This window comes from Geodermatophilus pulveris (assembly GCF_900188375.1).
GTDB classification, from domain to species: domain Bacteria; phylum Actinomycetota; class Actinomycetes; order Mycobacteriales; family Geodermatophilaceae; genus Geodermatophilus; species Geodermatophilus pulveris.
In genome coordinates, this window is sequence record NZ_FZOO01000004.1 from 89,086 (window position 1) to 105,778 (window position 16,693).

16 protein-coding genes and 1 other RNA gene are annotated in these 16,693 nt (G+C 76.3%); 15 read left to right on the forward strand and 2 right to left on the reverse strand.

Annotation, left to right across the window (positions count from 1 at the left end; all coding sequences use genetic code 11):
- Positions 1-40 precede the first annotated feature (40 nt).
- Complete coding sequence (locus CHB98_RS09610; RefSeq protein WP_089305388.1) at positions 41-520, reverse strand: nucleoside deaminase; 480 nt, start codon at positions 518-520, stop codon at positions 41-43.
- Between the two features lie 48 nt (positions 521-568).
- Between CHB98_RS09610 and CHB98_RS09615 the strand changes: the two genes are divergently transcribed.
- Positions 569-1,288: a PIG-L deacetylase family protein gene (locus CHB98_RS09615; RefSeq protein ID WP_089305389.1), complete on the forward strand. Its 720-nt coding sequence runs from the start codon at positions 569-571 to the stop codon at positions 1,286-1,288.
- A 4-nt stretch (positions 1,289-1,292) separates the two neighbouring features.
- Here the strand turns inward: CHB98_RS09615 and CHB98_RS09620 are convergent, their stop codons facing one another.
- Positions 1,293-2,606 (reverse strand): DUF2254 domain-containing protein, encoded by a 1,314-nt coding sequence (locus CHB98_RS09620; protein WP_089305390.1) that lies wholly within the window; start codon positions 2,604-2,606, stop codon positions 1,293-1,295.
- Positions 2,607-2,771: 165 nt separating this feature from the next.
- Between CHB98_RS09620 and rnpB the strand changes: the two genes are divergently transcribed.
- The 14 genes from rnpB to CHB98_RS09695 all read left to right on the forward strand — a co-directional run bounded on the left by rnpB (position 2,772) and on the right by CHB98_RS09695 (position 16,682).
- An RNA gene (gene rnpB, locus CHB98_RS09625) (RNase P RNA component class A) lies at positions 2,772-3,186 on the forward strand.
- 52 nt (positions 3,187-3,238) lie between these two features.
- Positions 3,239-4,138, forward strand: a complete 900-nt coding sequence (locus tag CHB98_RS09630; RefSeq protein WP_089305391.1) for a DMT family transporter — start codon at positions 3,239-3,241, stop codon at positions 4,136-4,138.
- A gap of 495 nt (positions 4,139-4,633) precedes the next feature.
- Positions 4,634-6,100 carry a protein adenylyltransferase SelO gene (locus tag CHB98_RS09640; protein ID WP_089305392.1) on the forward strand — a complete coding sequence of 489 codons (1,467 nt, stop codon included), beginning with the start codon at positions 4,634-4,636 and terminating at the stop codon, positions 6,098-6,100.
- Positions 6,101-6,298: 198 nt separating this feature from the next.
- Positions 6,299-7,570: a multidrug effflux MFS transporter gene (locus CHB98_RS09645; protein WP_245821042.1), complete on the forward strand. Its 1,272-nt coding sequence runs from the start codon at positions 6,299-6,301 to the stop codon at positions 7,568-7,570.
- A gap of 43 nt (positions 7,571-7,613) precedes the next feature.
- Positions 7,614-8,831: an MFS transporter gene (locus CHB98_RS09650; RefSeq protein WP_245821043.1), complete on the forward strand. Its 1,218-nt coding sequence runs from the start codon at positions 7,614-7,616 to the stop codon at positions 8,829-8,831.
- Positions 8,832-9,030: 199 nt separating this feature from the next.
- Positions 9,031-9,693: a prepilin peptidase gene (locus CHB98_RS09655; RefSeq protein WP_089305394.1), complete on the forward strand. Its 663-nt coding sequence runs from the start codon at positions 9,031-9,033 to the stop codon at positions 9,691-9,693.
- 178 nt (positions 9,694-9,871) lie between these two features.
- Positions 9,872-10,087: a Flp family type IVb pilin gene (locus tag CHB98_RS09660; RefSeq protein WP_089305688.1), complete on the forward strand. Its 216-nt coding sequence runs from the start codon at positions 9,872-9,874 to the stop codon at positions 10,085-10,087.
- Between the two features lie 93 nt (positions 10,088-10,180).
- Positions 10,181-10,570: a TadE/TadG family type IV pilus assembly protein gene (locus CHB98_RS09665; RefSeq protein ID WP_089305395.1), complete on the forward strand. Its 390-nt coding sequence runs from the start codon at positions 10,181-10,183 to the stop codon at positions 10,568-10,570.
- A complete protein-coding gene (locus CHB98_RS09670) occupies positions 10,567-11,514 on the forward strand; it encodes a pilus assembly protein TadG-related protein (RefSeq protein WP_245821044.1) in 948 nt (315 codons plus the stop codon). The genes CHB98_RS09665 and CHB98_RS09670 overlap by 4 nt, the downstream gene beginning before the upstream one ends.
- Positions 11,515-11,523: 9 nt before the next feature.
- Entirely contained in the window at positions 11,524-12,264 is a 741-nt protein-coding gene (gene cpaB, locus CHB98_RS09675) for a Flp pilus assembly protein CpaB (protein WP_089305396.1), read from the forward strand.
- Positions 12,261-13,451, forward strand: a complete 1,191-nt coding sequence (locus CHB98_RS09680) for a CpaE/TadZ family protein (protein ID WP_089305397.1) — start codon at positions 12,261-12,263, stop codon at positions 13,449-13,451. The genes cpaB and CHB98_RS09680 overlap by 4 nt, the downstream gene beginning before the upstream one ends.
- Positions 13,448-14,860, forward strand: a complete 1,413-nt coding sequence (locus tag CHB98_RS09685; RefSeq protein ID WP_089305398.1) for a TadA family conjugal transfer-associated ATPase — start codon at positions 13,448-13,450, stop codon at positions 14,858-14,860. The genes CHB98_RS09680 and CHB98_RS09685 overlap by 4 nt, the downstream gene beginning before the upstream one ends.
- The gene (locus CHB98_RS09690) at positions 14,860-15,792 is read left to right on the forward strand and encodes a type II secretion system F family protein (protein WP_089305690.1); all 933 of its coding nucleotides are present in this window, start codon (positions 14,860-14,862) and stop codon (positions 15,790-15,792) included. The genes CHB98_RS09685 and CHB98_RS09690 overlap by 1 nt, the downstream gene beginning before the upstream one ends.
- The gene (locus CHB98_RS09695; protein ID WP_089305399.1) at positions 15,792-16,682 is read left to right on the forward strand and encodes a type II secretion system F family protein; all 891 of its coding nucleotides are present in this window, start codon (positions 15,792-15,794) and stop codon (positions 16,680-16,682) included. Before CHB98_RS09690 ends, CHB98_RS09695 begins: the two co-directional genes overlap by 1 nt.
- Positions 16,683-16,693 lie beyond the last annotated feature (11 nt).

Below are 16,693 nucleotides of genomic sequence, written 5' to 3' on the forward strand. Positions count from 1 at the left end.
CGGGCCTGCGCGCACACACCGGTCGGGGCCGGGCGGTCCCTCACGCCCGGCCGCGGTGCCGCCGGTGCAGCTCGTGCACCTGCTCGTCCAGCCCGGGCACCGGCCCCTCGACCGGCACGCCGGGCGCGACGTCGGTGACCGGCAGCGGGCGCACCGGCGCCGGGGGGACGCCGAGGTCGGCCAGCCAGGCGGTGAGCTGGGCCGAGGAGCTGGCGTAGACGATCCGGCCGAGCCCGACCCAGCCGTGCGCGGCGGCGCACATCGGGCAGTGCTCCCCGGAGGTGTAGACGGTGGCGGCGGCCCGCTCGGCCGGGGCCAGGTGGGCGGCGGCCCAGCGGGCGATGGCGAACTCCGGGTGCTGGGTGGCGTCGCCGCCGGCCACGTGGTTGTGGTCCTCGAAGCGGACCCGCCCGCCGGCGTCCACCAGCACCGACCCGAACGGCTCGTCCCCGGCGTCCAGCGCGGCGCGGGCGAGCTCGATGCACCGGCGCAGGTGGGCGCGGTCCGTGTCGTCGACCATGCGGCCCATCCTCGCCGCCCGTGGTCCCCCGGGAGCAGACTGCCCGCCATGCCCCCTCTGCCCATGCCCGACGACTGGCAGCGCGCGCTCGTCGTGGCCGCCCACCCCGACGACATCGAGTACGGCCTGGCCGCGGCCGTCGCGGTGTGGACCGCGGCCGGCAAGGAGGTGCACTACCTGCTGGCCACCCGCGGCGAGGCCGGGATGGCCGGCGTCCCCCCGGCGGAGGCCGGGCCGCTGCGCGAGGAGGAGGAGCGGCGGTCGGCCGCCGTCGTCGGGGTCACCGAGGTCGAGTTCCTCGACCACCGCGACGGCGTCCTGGTGGCCGGGCCGGAGCTGCGGCGCGACCTGGCCGCGGCCATCCGGCGGCACCGCCCCGACATGGTCGTCACCGGCTGGTTCGGCCCGACCTGGACCCCGCCGGGCGTCTCGCCGGCCTACGTGAACTCCGCCGACCACCGGGCGCTCGGCCAGAGCGTGGTCGACGCCGTCGCCGACGCCGGCAACGAGTGGATCTTCCCCGACCTCCCCGAGCCCCGGTGGGGCGGCGTGCAGTACATCGCCGTCGGGGAGATGACCGACCCGCCGCACCAGGTGGACGTCGGCGCGGCGGTCGAGCTCGCGGTCGCGTCGCTGTCCGAGCACCGCCGCTACCTCGAGCTGCTGTCCGACGCCCCGGTGGAGGAGCAGGCGCGGCAGGTCGTCGACATGTCGACCCTCACCGAGGACGGCGTCCGGCGGGTCGGCTTCCGCCTCTACTGGGGATAGCCCCCTACCGGGGATGGCCCTCCGTCGCCCGACGCGGCGGTCTTGCCGGCGAGGGGACGCCAGCGGTGACCAGTTCCGCGGCCGAGCCGATGCCGGAGGGGTCGGGCACGGTGGCGGCCTCTCGGTCGGCGTCACTCGGCGCCGCAGCGGCGGCCAGCTCCGCCAGCAGTGCCAGCTGGCGCTCCAGTGGCGGGCGGCGGTCCGGCGGCGCGACCGCCAGCAGGTCGTCCAAGGCCGACCTCAGCCGCCGGGAGACCTGCGGGGAGCCCGCCCCGGCCTGCCGGAGCTCGTCGAAGGCCAGGCGGACGAAGCCCTCCCACTGCATGGTGGGCGCCACGAGACGCAGCATCCCGGCCGCGTCGCGGTACCGCCCGGAGTGCAGCGGGCGGCGGGCGATCTGGCGCAGGATGTCGTGCAGCCGGTCGATCGCCTGCACGGTGGTCGTCGGGTCGTCGAACGGTCCTGACGACAGCGACCGCACCGCGATGTCGACCAGCATCCTGATGCCGTAGGCGACGTCCTGGTTCAGCGTGCGCTCGGGACCGAGGACGACGGAACCGGCCACGCGCTTGGGCGACAGCCCCGCCGGGTCGCCGACGACGCGGACCAGCGGTGCCCCGGTGGGCACGAAGTCGCCGACCGCCCACAGCAGCTCCAGGCAGCAGCCGGCCTCCCGGGCCTGGGCGACCAGGCGGTCGTGACCGACCTCGAAGACGACCCCGCTCCGTGGCGCGAGGACGAGGTCCGGTCCCGTGTCCGGATCGGTGCCCTGGTCGGGGTAGACGTGGTCGAGCGTCGTGACGGTGTCACGGGCGACCCACCCGACCAGCGCCGCGGTCCGCAGCGACTGCGCGATGTGGTTGAGGTACCAGACCAGCGTCCCGATGCAGCCCAGCACCAGGACGATGGCCACGACGACGGCCAGGCCGGGCACCGTCCCGCCCTCGGGGGTCGTCCGGACGTGCCGCATGGACAGCAGGGCGTGCGTGAACGTGCCGGCGAAGAGCCCGATCGCGGCCTGACTGGGCCGGTCCTGGAGGATCTGCCGCACGATCCGCGGGGAGAACGTGCCCATCGCCAGCTGCACGGCGACCACGAGCAGGGACAGCACCAGACCGGTCAGGGTCAGCATCGCGAACGCGATGAGGTAGAGGATCTGCAGTGCCGCCGTCGCGTCGCCGGTGACGCTCTGCGGGACCAGGCTGCCGTCGTCGACCGCGGTCAGGGTCAGGGACAGGACGATCGCGCCGAGGACGCAGAGCAGGGGGACGAGCCACAGGCTGGTCTTCAGGTAGTGGCTCAGTCGGAACCGTCGCATGGTCGTCGTCGCTCCGCTCGTGAGGTCGTCACCGGGTCGACAGGCCACCGCCGTCCCTGGCCAGCATGGCCGCCGGTCGACCGGCGCGGCACCTCCACGGGTGCGGGCTCCGGCGGGCCGTGGGCGGGGTCGCGGAGGCCGCTCTAGACTCCCGGGCACGACGGACGAGTCGGCTGGGCGGTCGCGTCGGCAGGGGAGACCCCGCCGCCGAGGAACGTCCGGGCTCCACAGGGCAGGGTGGTCGCTAACGGCGACCCGGGGCGACCCGCGGGACAGTGCCACAGAGAACAGACCGCCGGCGGCGCCGTGCAGACGGCGCGGTCGGTGAGGGTGAAACGGTGGTGTAAGAGACCACCAGCGCGCCGGGTGACCGGCGCGGCTCGGTAAACCCCACCCGGAGCAAGGTCGAGAGGGACGGCGGGCGACCGCCGTCCTGCGCAGGCGTTCGAGGGCTGCCCGCCCGAGCCTGCGGGTGGACCGCTGGAGCCGGCCGGCAACGGCAGGCCTAGATGGATGACCGCCCACCGGGAGGCCGCGAGGCACCCGGGGACAGAACCCGGCGTACAGGCCGACTCGTCCGTCGCCCGCCGGGCGGCGTGGGGCCCCGAGCACGGCTTCGACAGACTGGCCCGGTGACGGGGACGAGCTCGCGGGTCCAGACGATGGGTGGGCCGGCGCTGTTCGTCCTGCTGTGGAGCACCGGCTTCGTCGGCGCCAAGTACGGGCTGCCCTACGCCGAGCCCTTCACCTTCCTGGCCCTGCGGCTGGGCGTCGCCGCGGCGCTGCTCGGCGTCCTCGCCGCCGCGCTGCGCTCGGCCGCCATGGCCGCCCGCCCGCAGTACGGCCACGCCGCGGTCGTCGGGCTGCTGCTGCACGGCGGGTACCTGGGCGGCGTCTTCTACGGCATCTCGCTGGGCGTGCCCGCCGGCGTGTCGGCGGTCGTCGTCAGCCTGCAGCCGGTGCTCACCGCCGTCCTCGCCGCGCGGGTGCTCGGGGAGCGGCCCACCGGGCGGCAGTGGCTGGGCCTGGCGCTCGGCGTCGCCGGCGTCGTCCTGGTCGTCGGCCCGGGCATCGCCGCCGCCGGCCCGGCCCAGCCGCTGCCGGTGGCCGGGGTGCTCGCGTGCCTGGTGGCCCTCGTCTCCGGGACGGCCGGCACCGTGTACCAGAAGCGGCACGGCGACCGGATCCCGCTGGTCTGGGGGACGGCGGTGCAGTACGCGGCGGCCGCGGCGGTGCTGCTGGCGATCGCGCTGGCGACCGAGGACATGGCGATCCGGTGGACCGGTGAGTTCGTCGCGGCGTTCGTCTGGCTGGTGCTGGTGCTGTCGATCGGCGCCGTCCTGCTGCTGCTCCTGCTGCTCCGCCGCGGCACGGCCTCCGGCGTCTCCAGCCTCTACTACCTCGTCCCGGTGGCCACCGCGGTCGAGGCGTACCTGCTCTTCGGCGAGCGGGTGAGCGGGCTGTCCTTCGTCGGCATCGGCGTCACCGCCCTCGGCGTCGCGCTCGTGGTGGTGCCGCCGCGGGAGCGGTGACGTGCACCGCGCGTGCCCGGCTGCCAGGCAGCCCAGGCCGGCGCCAGCAGTGGCCGCAGCGGCCAGCGGTTTGCCCGGAACGACGCCAGCGCCGCCACGCGCTCGGCGGGCCGCGTCAGCTGCCCGGCCCGGTGGAGGCGGCCCAACGCGGAGAGCACCTCGGCGTCCAGATGGGCCGGCGCCGCCACGGCGTCCGCGCCGCCACGGCACCGCGGAACGGCTCGGCGGCAGAGAAGCCGCCAGACGAGGTCGTCGTCCTCAGCGCGCGCGGCGGCGACCAGCTCGGGCCCGGTCGGGCCACCGGCGTGGGCCGGGCCGAGGTCGCGCACGCGTCGCAACCACGCGTCCATCGAGGGCACGGCCACGTGGTCGGACAGCACCTGTCGCAGGTAGGCGCGCAGGCTCATGTCACTGGCGGACGCCCGGCGGACCAGCTCCGCGTGCACCGACCGGGTGATCGGGAACAGCAGCGGCCGCCGACGCGCTGACAACGGGGTGAGTGTCGCCCCCGCCTCGACGGTCCACCTCGACGACCGCTTCGCCCGCGAGCTGCCCGAGATGGCGGTCTCATGGCAGGCCGAGGAGGCGCCGCGGCCGCAGCTGCTGGTGCTCAACGAGGCGCTGGCCGCCGAGCTCGGCCTCGACGCGGGCTGGCTGCGCACCCCCGACGGCGTCGGGCTGCTGACCGGCACCGTCGTCCCCGAGGGCGCCCACCCGGTCGCGCAGGCCTACGCCGGCCACCAGTTCGGCGGCTACTCGCCGCGCCTCGGCGACGGTCGGGCGCTGCTGCTCGGCGAGCTCACCGACGCCACCGGCCGGCTGCGCGACCTGCACCTCAAGGGCTCCGGCCGCACCCCGTTCGCCCGCGGCGGTGCCGACGGGCTGGCCGTGGTCGGGCCGATGCTGCGCGAGTACGTCATCAGCGAGGCGATGCACGCCTTCGGCATCCCGACCACGCGCTCCCTCGCCGTCGTCGCGACCGGCCGCCCGGTCCGCCGCGAGACCCTGCTGCCGGGCGCCGTCCTCGCCCGGGTCGCCGACAGCCACCTGCGGGTGGGCAGCTTCCAGTACGCCCGCGCCACCGGGGACGTCGACCTGCTGCGCCGGCTGGCCGACCACGCCATCGCCCGGCACCACCCGCATGCCGCCGACGCCGACAACCCGTACCTGGCGCTGTTCGAGGCCGTCGTCGCCGCACAGGGCGGGCTCGTGGCGCAGTGGATGCTGGTCGGCTTCGTGCACGGCGTCATGAACACCGACAACACGACCATCTCGGGCGAGACCATCGACTACGGGCCCTGCGCCTTCCTCGACGGCTTCGACCCGGCCACGGTCTACAGCTCCATCGACCACGGCGGGCGGTACGCCTACGGCAACCAGCCGGTCGTCGCGCAGTGGAACCTGGCGCGGTTCGCCGAGACGCTGCTCCCGCTGCTCGACGACGACCAGGAGCGGGCGATCGCCCTCGCTGTCGAGGCCCTGGGCGGGTTCGCGACCGCCTACAACGCCGCCTGGTCGGCCGGGATGCGCGCCAAGCTCGGCCTGCCCGAGGGGCTGGACGGCGAGGTCGCCGACGGGCTCGTCCAGGAGCTGCTCGGCCTCATGCGGGAGAGCCGCGTCGACCTCACCTCGTTCCTGCGCCGCCTGGGCGCCGCCGCCCGCGGCGACGCCGAGCCCGCCCGCCTGCTCGTCATGGACCTCGCCGCCCTCGACGCCTGGCTGGAGCGCTGGCGTGCCGTGGGCCCGGACGCCGACCTCATGGACCGGGTCAACCCCGTCTACACCCCCCGCAACCACCTCGTCGAGGAGGCGCTCACCGCCGCGACCGCGGGCGACCTGGCCCCGCTGCAGCAGCTGGTCGAGGTGGTGACCCGCCCGTTCGAGGAGCGGCCGGGTCTCGAGCGGTACACCGAGCCCGCCCCCGGCGGCTCCGGGCCGTACCGCACCTTCTGCGGCACCTGAGCGCTCTTGCTGGATCGGCAAGGGCCCTTGCCGATCGGCCGCCCGCGGCGCACGGTCGCCGCCCGGGCGCCGATGGCCCCGTGGACGGCAGGCGGACGGCGGCGGCGTCCGGAATGCGGGGGCGGCCGGCGGCCTTGGCCCCTCACGTCGGCCAGCGTGGGCCGCCCCGCACACCGACCGGACGACGACAGGACCACCGTGACCGACCTGCAGGACCGCGCCGCCGCCGCGGCGCACCCGTCATCCGTCGACTCCGCCCCACCCCGCCGGGCGCTGCTCGCCCTCGTCCTCGGCGCCTTCGTCGCCGTCGGCCCGCTGACCATCGACATGTACCTGCCGGCGCTGCCGACCATCGCCACCGAGCTGGGGACGACGCCGGCGCTGGTCCAGCTGACCCTCACCGGCACCCTGGTCGGCCTGGCGCTCGGCCAGCTGGTGCTCGGCCCCCTGTCCGACGCGCTCGGCCGGCGGGCGCCGCTGCTGGCCGGCACCGCCCTCTACGTGGTGGCGTCCGCGCTCATCCTCGTCGCGCCCGGCATCGAGGTCCTCGGCGTGCTGCGGTTCCTGCAGGGCGTGGGCACCGCGGCCGGGGCGGTGGTCGCCATGGCCGTCGTCCGCGACCTGTTCACCGGCCGGGCGGCGGCCACCATGCTGTCCCGCCTGTTCCTCGTGCTGGGTGCCGCGCCGGTCCTGGCGCCCACCCTCGGCGGGGAGCTGCTGCGGTTCACCAGCTGGCGCGGCATCTTCGCCGTCCTCACGCTGTACGGCCTGCTGCTGCTCGCTGTCGGCTGGTACGCGCTGCGCGAGACGCTGCCGCCCGCCCGCCGCAGCAGCGCCGGTGTCGGGGAGACGCTGCGCACCTACCGGTGGCTGCTGCGCGACCGCACGCTGGTCGGCCTGGTGCTGGTCGCCGGGCTCACCATGGCCGGGCTGTTCAGCTACGTGTCGGGGTCCTCGTTCGTCTTCCAGGAGCAGTTCGGCCTCGACGAGCAGCAGTTCGGGCTGCTGTTCGGCGCCGGTGCGGTCTGGCTGATCGCGGCCACCCAGCTCAACCCGGTGGCGCTGCGCCGCTGGTCGCCGGCGCAGGTGCTGGTCGCCGGCACGGTCGGTGGCGCGGTGTCCGGCGCGGTGCTGCTCGCGCTGGCCGCCACCGGCACCGGCGGGCTGCCCGGCGTCGTCGTCCCGCTGTGGGCGATGCTCTTCGCCTCCGGCCTGGCGCTGCCCAACGCGCCGGCGCTGGCGCTGTCCCGGCACGGCGACAACGCCGGCGCGGCCGCGGCGCTGCTCGGCGCGGTCCAGTTCGGCGTCGGCGCGGCGGTGTCGCCGGTGGTCGGCCTGCTGGGCAACGACGCCGCGGCGATGGGCACGGTCATCCTCGTCGCCCTGCTGCTGGCGATCACCGTGCTGGTCACCGTCGTCCGGCCCTGGCAGCTGACCGAGGCCGAGGAGCCCGTCCCCGCCGCGGTCTGACCGGCCGGTTGACGGGCCGGGGCGCGGCGGCCACGGTTCCCGGATGAGCGACAGCCGGGGCGTGGTCGACCGTCGCGGGCTCGGCGTGCTGACCGCCAGCCACGTCGTCGACGACCTCTACCAGGGCGCGGTGCCCGCGCTGCTGCCCTTCCTCGTGCTCGAGCGGGGGTACTCCTACGCGGCCGCGACCGGCATCACGCTGGCCGCCACGGTGCTGTCGTCGGTGGTGCAGCCGGCCTTCGGCGTCCTGGTCGACCGGCGGCCGCTGCCCTGGCTGACGCCGGCGGGGCTGCTGGTCGCCGGGATCGGGATCGGGCTGGCCGGGATCGGCGACGCCTACTGGTGGACCTGGGCGGCGGTGGCCCTGTCCGGTCTGGGCGTGGCCGCCTACCACCCGGCCGCCGCCCGGGCGGCCCGCGCGGCGGCGGGCGCCTCCGCGCAGGGGATGAGCTGGTTCGCCGTCGGCGGCAACGCCGGCCTTGCCCTCGGCCCGGTGGTGGTCACCCCCGTGCTGCTGGCCTACGGGGTGGCCGGGACGCCGCTGCTCGCGCTGCCCGCCCTGGTCACGGCCGCCGTCCTGCTGGCGCTGGGCCGCCGGGCCCGCGCCCGCCCGCGCCCGGCCCGCGCCGTCGGCGGTGCCCCCCCGCGGGCCGACGACTGGCGGTCGTTCGGCTGGCTGACCGGGCTGGTCGTGATCCGCTCGGTCCTCTACTTCGGCGTCTCCTCGCTCGTCGCGCTGCACGTCATCGACCGCTTCGGCGTGTCCGCCGCGGCCGGCTCGGCGGCGCTGACCACGTTCCTCGCCGTGGGTGCGGTGGGCACCCTGGCCGGCGGGTGGCTGGCCGACCGGTGGGGGCGGGTGCCCGCGATCCGGCTGGGCTACGCCGTGGCCCTCCCCGGCCTGGCCCTGCTGGTCGCGGCCCCCTCCTGGCCGGTGGCGGTGGCCGCCGCCGTGCTGCTGGGGGTCGGGCTCTACCTGCCGTTCTCCGTGCAGACCACGCTGGGGCAGGAACTGCTGCCCAACCGGGTCGGCACCGCCTCCGGCGTCACCCTGGGCCTGGCGGTGTCGGCCGGTGGCGCCGCGACGCCGCTGTTCGGGCTGCTCGCCGACGCGCACGGCCTGGAGTGGGCGCTGGCGGCGCTGCTCCCGCTGCCGCTGCTGGCCCTGCTGGTCAGCCTCCGGCTGCCGGGGCGACCGGCCGGCACCGCGGCGTCGCCCGTGGACGAGCGCGCCGCCGAGCGGGCCGCCCCACGCCGCTGATGCCGGGCCGCCAGGCGGTCAGCCGGCCAGCCAGGCGGCGGCACCGGCCCCGCTCGACGAGGCGGCCTCCACCGCGCTGGTCGAGCAGGCCGTGCAGGCGGCGCGGGAGGGCTGAGGCCCGCGGGGACGGCGGTACGCGCCGTCCCCCGACCCGGTGGCGGTCCCGCGCCCCCGGCCCGGGCCGTGTCATCGTCGCCGCGTGGTCGCCGCCCTCGCCCTGGTCGCCGGTGCGGTCGCCGGGTGGCTGGTCAACCGTGCGGCCGGCCGCTTCCCCTGGACGGCGGGCACCGGGGTCCGCCGGCTGCTCGGACCCGGGCCGGTCGCCGTCCGCCCGCCCCTGGTCGAGGCCGTGACCGCGCTGCTGGCGGCCGGTACGGCGCTGCGCTTCGGCCTCTCCTGGGAGCTGCCGGCGTTCCTGCTGCTCGCCGTCGCGGGCGTGCTGCTGGCGGTCGTGGACCTGCAGCACCGGCTGCTGCCCAACCGCGTGGTGCTGCCCTGCCTCGCCGCGGGGACGGTGCTGCTGGTCCTGCCCGCCCTGGCCGACGGCTCCTGGGGCGCGCTGCTGCGGGCGGTGCTCGGCGCGGGCGCCCTGTGCACGGCGTACCTGGCGCTGGCGCTGGTCTCGCCGGGCGGACTGGGCATGGGCGACGTCAAGCTGGCCGCCGTCCTCGGCCTGTACCTGGGCTGGCTCGGCTGGGCGGCGGTGGTGCTCGGCGCGCTCACCGGCTTCGTCGTCCAGGCCCTGGTCGCGCTGGTCCTGCTGGCCACCCGGCGGATCGGGCTGCGCGGCGAGCTGCCCTTCGGCCCGGCCATGCTGGCCGGTGCCGCCCTGGCGATCGCCGTACCGCTGCTGCTGCCCTGATCGCGGTCGCAGCCGGTGACCGGTGGGGACGCCGGTCAGCCGGGGGAGGGACAGCCGTCCGTCGTCCGGGTGAGTGGGGCTCAAGCCGGCGAACCGGCCGCTCGACACCCCTGGGGAGTGCCGCGACGCCGGGTCGCCCGACCCTGACCGGCCGGCACCGTCCTCCAGGGAGTCCTCCGTGCTGAACCTGATCACCCACCCGCTGGCCACCGTCGTCACGCTCTACGCCCTCGCCGGGGAGCGTCTGAAGCGCGAGGAGAGGGGCGCGACCGCCGTCGAGTACGGCCTGATGGTCGGCCTGATCGCCGTCGCGATCATCACCGCCGTCGTCCTCATGGAGGACGCCCTCTCCGGCCTGTTCACCGACATCGGCACCACCCTCACCGGTCTCTGACCCTCGGCCACCCACGGCGCAGCGGTCCCGTCCCCCGGGGCCGCTGCGCCGCGCCCCATGCCGGCGACGACGACTGCGCGAGGAGGTGGGGGAGTGCGCACCAGGCTGCGTGACGAGCACGGCGCCAGCGCCGTCGAGTTCGCGTTCATCGTGCCGCTGCTGCTCGTCCTGGTGCTCGGCATCGCCGAGTTCGGCCACGCCTTCCAGGTGCAGGGCACCCTGTCCGCCGCCGCCCGCGAGGGAGCCCGCGTCATGGCCCTGCAGAACGACCCGGCCGCGGCACGCGCCGCCGTCCGCGAGGCCAGCCCGACGCTCGACCCGGCGGTCACCGACCCGCAGGTCACCGTCGCCCCGGCCGCCTGCCCGGCGACCGGCACCGCGAACGTGCGGGTGACCGTCGACTACCCGATGCCCTTCCTCACCGGCTTCTTCGGCGCGGAGATCGACCTGACCGGGACGGGGGTCATGCGGTGCAACGGGTGACGCACCACCGCGCCCGGGGCGGTGGCGAGCACGGCGCGGCGGCGGTGCTGCTCGCGCTGCTCATGGTGCCGGTGCTCGGGTTCACCGCGATCGCCGTCGACGTCGGCGCCCTCTACGCCGAGCGCGCCCGGTTGCAGACGGCGGCCGACGCCGCGGCGCTGGCCGTCGCGGCCGACTGCGCCAAGGGCGCCTGCGGCGACATGCAGGCGACCGCGCAGGAGCTCGTCGACGCCAACCTCGGCGACGCGGCCGCCGCCCCGCCCGTCCTGGCCACGAACCCGAACCGGGTCACCGTCGACGGCAGCACGCCGGTGGAGCACTGGTTCGCCCCGGTCATCGGCCAGGACTCGACCGCCGTCTCGGCCACCGCCACGGTGGCCTGGGGCGGGCCGAGCGGGGGCACCGCCGTGCTGCCGCTGGCCTTCTCCTGGTGCGAGTTCTCCCAGCAGACCGGTGGTGGACTGCCGTCGAGCACGACGCAGCACACCGTCTACCTCACCAAGTCCTCGCAGACCGCCGACTGCACCGGACCGTCGGAGAACATCGTGCCCGGCGGGTTCGGCTACCTCGTCAGCGACGAGGGGGAGTGCCGCGCCTCCAGCGCGATCGCGGAACGGTCCTACTCCTCGACCGGCAACACGCCGCCGGCGGAGTGCTCGGCCGCCGACTTCGCCTCCTGGGTCGACCGCACGGTGCTGCTGCCGATCTTCGACGACTCCGGCGGCACGGGCAGCAACGCCTGGTACCGGGTCTACGGCTACGCGGCCTTCCGGCTGACCGGCTACCACCTCGGCGGCCAGTTCAGCTCCTCGCCGAGGCCGTGCGACGGCAGCGCACGGTGCGTGACCGGCTACTTCACCCGCTTCGTCGACCTCGGCGATGCCTTCGACTACGACGCCGGCGCCCCCCAGATGGGCGCCTGGGTCCTCCGACTGATCCGATAGGGGCCCCTCGTGAGACGCCGACTGCTCGCCGCCACCACGGCGCTGCTGCTCACCGCCGCCGGCACCGTGGTGCTGCTGGCCTACGTCCGCGGCGCCGACGCCCGCGCGCTGGCGGGGGTGCAGACCGTGGACGTCCTGGTCGTCGACCGGCCCGTCGCCGAGGGGACACCCGCCGGGGAGCTGGCCGCCCTCGTCCGCACCGAGCAGGTGCCGGCCAAGGCCGCCGTCCCCGGCGGGGTGACCGACCTCGGCGACCTCGCCGGGCAGGTCGCCACCGCCGACCTGCAGCCCGGCGAGCAGCTGCTGGCCGCCCGCTTCGCCGCGCCGGAGGACCTCACCGCGCCCGGCACCGTCGCCGCGCCGGACGGCGCCGCCGAGGTGAGCCTGCTGCTGGAGCCGCAGCGCGCCGTCGGCGGCCGCCTGGCGGCCGGGGACACCGTCGGCGTGCACGTCTCCCTCGCCGACGGGAGGACCACCCACTCCGTCCTGCACGGCGTGCTGGTCACCCAGGTGCAGGGCGCCCCGGCGCCGGCACCGGACGCCGGCACGGCCGACACCGCCTCCTCCGGCGGCGCGGCCCCGACCGACAGCCTGCTGGTCACCCTCGGGCTGCGTGCCGAGCAGGCCGAGGCCGTCGTCTTCGGCATGGAGCACGGCACCGTCTGGCTCTCCCTGGAGACCGACGGCACCGACCTCGGTGGCACCGAGGTCCTCACCCCCGGCAACGTCTACGAGAAGGACCTCTCATGAGCCACGTGGTGCTCGGCGCAGCCGACGACGACCTCGTCCTGCGGGTCGAGGAGGCGACCGACGGCGACGTGCACGTGCTGCCGCCGGGCCGGCTGCCCGCCGACCCGGCCCGGCTGTTCGAGCAGCTGGTCGACGGCGAGCTGCCCGAGGTGCTGCTCATCGGCCCGCTGGCGCCGCCGCAGGAGGCGTTCGGGCTGGCCGCGCGGCTGGACGTGCAGTGCCCGGGCATCAGCGTCGTGCTGCTCGCCGAGCCGACCCGGGAGACGTGGCAGGAGGCCATGCGGGCCGGCGTCCGCGACCTGCTGGCGCCCACCGCCGACGTCGGTGAGCTGCGCGCCGCCGTGGAGCGCGCCGGCTCCACCGCGGCCGGGCGGCGGCGGGTGCTGCGGCCGGTCGAGGAGACCGCCCGCTACACCGGCCGGGTCATCACCGTGGCCTCCCCGAAGGGCGGCGTCGGCAAGACGACCGTGTCGGCCAACCTGGCCGTCGGGCTGACCGCGGCCGCGCCCCAGTCCACGGTGCTGGTCGACCTCGACGTGCAGTTCGGCGACGTCGCCTCCGCGCTCGGCCTCACGCCGGAGTACGCGCTGCCCGACGTCGCCCACGGCCCCGCGGCCGAGGACACGATGGTGCTCAAGACCTTCCTCACCCAGCACCCCAGCGGCCTCTACGCCGTCTGCGGGGCGGAGTCCCCGGCCGCCGGCGACACCGTCACCGCCGCCGACGTCACCCGGCTGCTGGCCTCCCTGGCCCGGGAGTTCCGCTACGTGGTCGTCGACACCGCGCCCGGCCTGTCCGAGCAGACCCTCGCCGCGCTGGACCGGGCCACCGACGTGGTGATGGTGACCAGCATGGACGTCCCCGGCGTGCGCGGGCTGCGCAAGGAGCTCGACGTGCTGCGCGAGCTGTGCATGATCCCGGCCGGCCGGCACGTGGTCATGAACCTCGCCGACGCCAAGGGCGGGCCCTCGGTGCGCGACGTCGAGACCGCCATCGGCACCGGCGTGGACGTCGTGGTGCCGCGCTCGGCGGCGGTGCCGGCGTCGACCAACCAGGGCGTGCCGATCCTGGCGTCCGGCCGCCGCGACCCGGCGGCCCGGGAGCTGCGCCGGCTGGTGTCCCGCTTCTCCGCGACCCCGATCGTGCGGCCCGGCCGCTACCGGGCCAAGCACCGGGCGGCCTCGTGAACCTCTCCTCCCGGCTGGCCGCCGCGCAGGGCCGCCCCGTGGCCCCGGAGGCCCCGGCGGTCCTGCCCGCCCCCCGGCCGGTGCCTGCGGCCCGTCCCGCGGCGGCCGCCGTCCCGCCGGCCGACGCGCTCGCCCGGCTCAAGGACCGCGTCGCCAAGGCGCTGTTCGAGCGCATGGGCAACCGGATGAACGACCCGTCGCTGTCGGAGGAGGCGCTGCGCACCGTCGTCCTCGGCGAGCTCGACGAGGTCGTCGAGGAGGAGAAGGTCCCGCTGTCGGCCGACGAGCGGGCCCGGCTGACCGCGGAGCTCGCCGACGACGTCCTCGGCTACGGCCCGCTGCAGCGGCTGCTCGACGACCCGAGCGTCACCGAGATCATGTGCAACGGCCCGGACGCCGTGTACGTCGAGCAGAGCGGCCGGCTGGTGCGCACCGCCGCCCGGTTCACCTCCGAGGAGCACCTGCGCCGGGTCATCGACCGGATCGTCTCCCGGGTGGGACGGCGGATCGACGAGTCCTCGCCGCTGGTCGACGCCCGGCTGGCCGACGGCTCCCGGGTCAACGCGATCATCCCGCCGCTGGCCTTCAGCGGCTCCACGCTGACCATCCGCAAGTTCGCCAAGGACCCGTTCGGCGTCGACGACCTGATCGGCTTCGGCACGCTGAGCCCGGAGATGGCCGAGCTGCTGCGCGCCTGCGTGCAGGCCCGGCTGAACATCATCGTCTCCGGCGGCACCGGCACCGGGAAGACGACGCTGCTCAACGTGCTGTCCTCGTTCATCCCCGACGGCGAGCGGATCGTCACCATCGAGGACGCCGTCGAGCTGCAGCTGCAGCAGGACCACGTCGTCCGGCTGGAGTCCCGCCCGCCCAACATCGAGGGCAGGGGCGCGGTCACCATCCGGGACCTGGTCCGCAACTCGCTGCGGATGCGCCCCGACCGCATCGTGGTCGGGGAGTGCCGCGGCGGGGAGTCGCTGGACATGCTGCAGGCGATGAACACCGGCCACGACGGGTCGCTGTCCACGGTGCACGCCAACTCCCCGCGCGACGCGATCGCTCGGCTGGAGACCCTCGTCCTGATGGCCGGCATGGACCTGCCGCTGCGGGCCATCCGCGAGCAGATCGCCTCGGCCGTCGACGTCGTCGTCCAGCTGACCCGGCTGCGCGACGGCACCCGCCGGGTCACCCACGTGACGGAGGTGCAGGGCATGGAGGGCGAGACGGTCACCCTGCAGGACGCGTTCCTCTTCGACTACTCCGCCGGGGTGGACGCCGCCGGCCGCTTCCTCGGCGCGCCGGTGGCGACCGGGGTGCGGCCGCGGTTCACCGACCGCTTCGCCGAGCTCGGCATCACCGTCTCCCCGCGGGTCTTCGGGACGCCGGCGGCGCGGCGCGGGTGGGCGTGATGCTGCTCGCCGTCGGGCTGCTCGCCATCGCCGGCGCCCTGCTGCTGGTCGCCCTCGTCGTCGTGCCCGCCGGTCCGCGCCGGGTGCCGCTGTCCCGCCTGGACCCGACCGTCGCGCCGCCGGCGTCGCCGCTGGCCGGCGCGTCGGCCGCGGCCGGAGCCGCGGTGGAGCGCGCGCTGGCCCGCCGCGGGCTGGTGGCCCGCGGCAGCGCCGCCCTGGAGCGGGCCGGGGTGGCCATGGCGCTGCCGGACGTCGTGCTGCTGGCCGGCCTGGCCGCCGTCGTGCTCGGCGTCCTCGGCCTGCTGCTCGGCGGGGTGCTGCTGGCCGTGCCGCTGGCCGTCGCCGTCCCGCTGGCCGCGCGGGTGGTGGTCCGGTTCCGCACCGGGCGCCGGCAGGCCGCCTTCGCCGACGCCCTCGACGACTCGCTGCAGCTGATGGCCTCCAGCCTGCGGGCCGGGCACAGCCTGCTGCGCGCGGTGGACGCGGTGTCCCAGGAGGCCGCGGCGCCGACGTCGGAGGAGTTCGCCCGCATCGTCAACGAGACGCGGGTGGGCCGCGACCTCGGCGACGCCCTGGACGAGGTCGCCGAGCGGATGGGCAGCGACGACTTCCGCTGGGTCGCCCAGGCGATCGGCATCCACCGCGAGGTCGGCGGCAACCTGGCCGAGGTCCTGGACACCGTCGGGCACACCATCCGCGAGCGCAACGCCATCCGCCGGCAGGTCAAGGCGCTGTCGGCCGAGGGCAAGCTGTCCGCGGTCGTGCTGATGAGCCTGCCGTTCGGCATCGTCGCGTTCCTCGCGGTGAGCAACCCCGCCTACCTGTCCGGGTTCACCGAGAGCCCGGTCGGCTGGGGCATGGTCGCGGCCGTCGTCGTGCTGCTCACCGTCGGCGGGCTGTGGCTGCGCGCGACGGTGCGGATCCGGTTCTGATGCTGCCCGCCCCCGTGCTGGCGGCCGCGCTGGCCGTCGCCCTCGCCGTCCCGCTGCTGGGCTGGGCGCTGCTGGCCCACCCGCAGGACGCCGCCGCCCGGACCCGGGAGAACCTGACCCGCGGCCTCGACCTGCCCGGCGCCGTCGCCGTCCCGGCCCGGGCCCGGCTGCTGCCCCGGCTGGCCCGCGCGCTCACCCCGGCCGGCACCGTGGCCCGGCTCAACCGGCTGGCCGGCGCCGCCGGGCGCCCCGCCGAGTGGCCGCTGCCCCGGCTGGTCGCCGCCAAGCTGGTGCTGGGGCTGGTCGCCGCGGCGCTCGGCGTGCTGGTGGTCTCGGCCCGGCCCGGCCCGCTGACCGTGGTCATGGCCGTCGTCGTCACCGCCGTGGCCCACGTCGTGCCCGAGCTGCTGCTGTACAGCCGCGGGCAGGAGCGGCAGCAGGCGATCGCGCTGGAGCTGGCCGACACCCTCGACCAGATGACCATCGCGGTGGAGGCCGGACTCGGCTTCGAGGCCGCGATGGCCCGTGCCGGGCGCAACGGCCGCGGCCCGCTCGCCGAGGAGCTGGTGCGCACGCTGCAGGACATCGCCGTCGGCCAGCCCCGCCGGGAGGCCTACCTGGCGCTGGCCGACCGGACCGCGGTGCCGGACCTGCGCCGGTTCATCCGCGCGGTCGTGCAGGCCGACGCGTACGGCGTCTCGATCGCCGACGTGCTGCGCACGCAGGCGGCCGAGATGCGGCTCAAGCGGCGGCAGCGGGCCGAGGAGAAGGCGATGCAGATCCCGGTCAAGGTGATCTTCCCGCTGATCCTGTGCATCCTGCCGACGCTGTTCATCGTGCTGCTCGGCCCGGCCGCCCTCGACATCGCCGGGGCCTTCGGCGGGCAGTGAGACGTCGTCGG

Bases quoted from the DNA above. Each gene is read 5' to 3' on its own strand.
- CHB98_RS09650 (WP_245821043.1), top strand. From the start codon at position 7,614: ATGAGCGACAGCCGGGGCGTGGTCGACCGTCGCGGGCTCGGCGTGCTG.
- CHB98_RS09610 (WP_089305388.1), bottom strand. From the start codon at position 520: ATGGTCGACGACACGGACCGCGCCCACCTGCGCCGGTGCATCGAGCTC.
- CHB98_RS09615 (WP_089305389.1), top strand. From the start codon at position 569: ATGCCCCCTCTGCCCATGCCCGACGACTGGCAGCGCGCGCTCGTCGTG.
- CHB98_RS09680 (WP_089305397.1), top strand. From the start codon at position 12,261: ATGAGCCACGTGGTGCTCGGCGCAGCCGACGACGACCTCGTCCTGCGG.
- CHB98_RS09695 (WP_089305399.1), top strand. From the start codon at position 15,792: ATGCTGCCCGCCCCCGTGCTGGCGGCCGCGCTGGCCGTCGCCCTCGCC.
- CHB98_RS09690 (WP_089305690.1), top strand. From the start codon at position 14,860: ATGCTGCTCGCCGTCGGGCTGCTCGCCATCGCCGGCGCCCTGCTGCTG.
- CHB98_RS09620 (WP_089305390.1), bottom strand. From the start codon at position 2,606: ATGCGACGGTTCCGACTGAGCCACTACCTGAAGACCAGCCTGTGGCTC.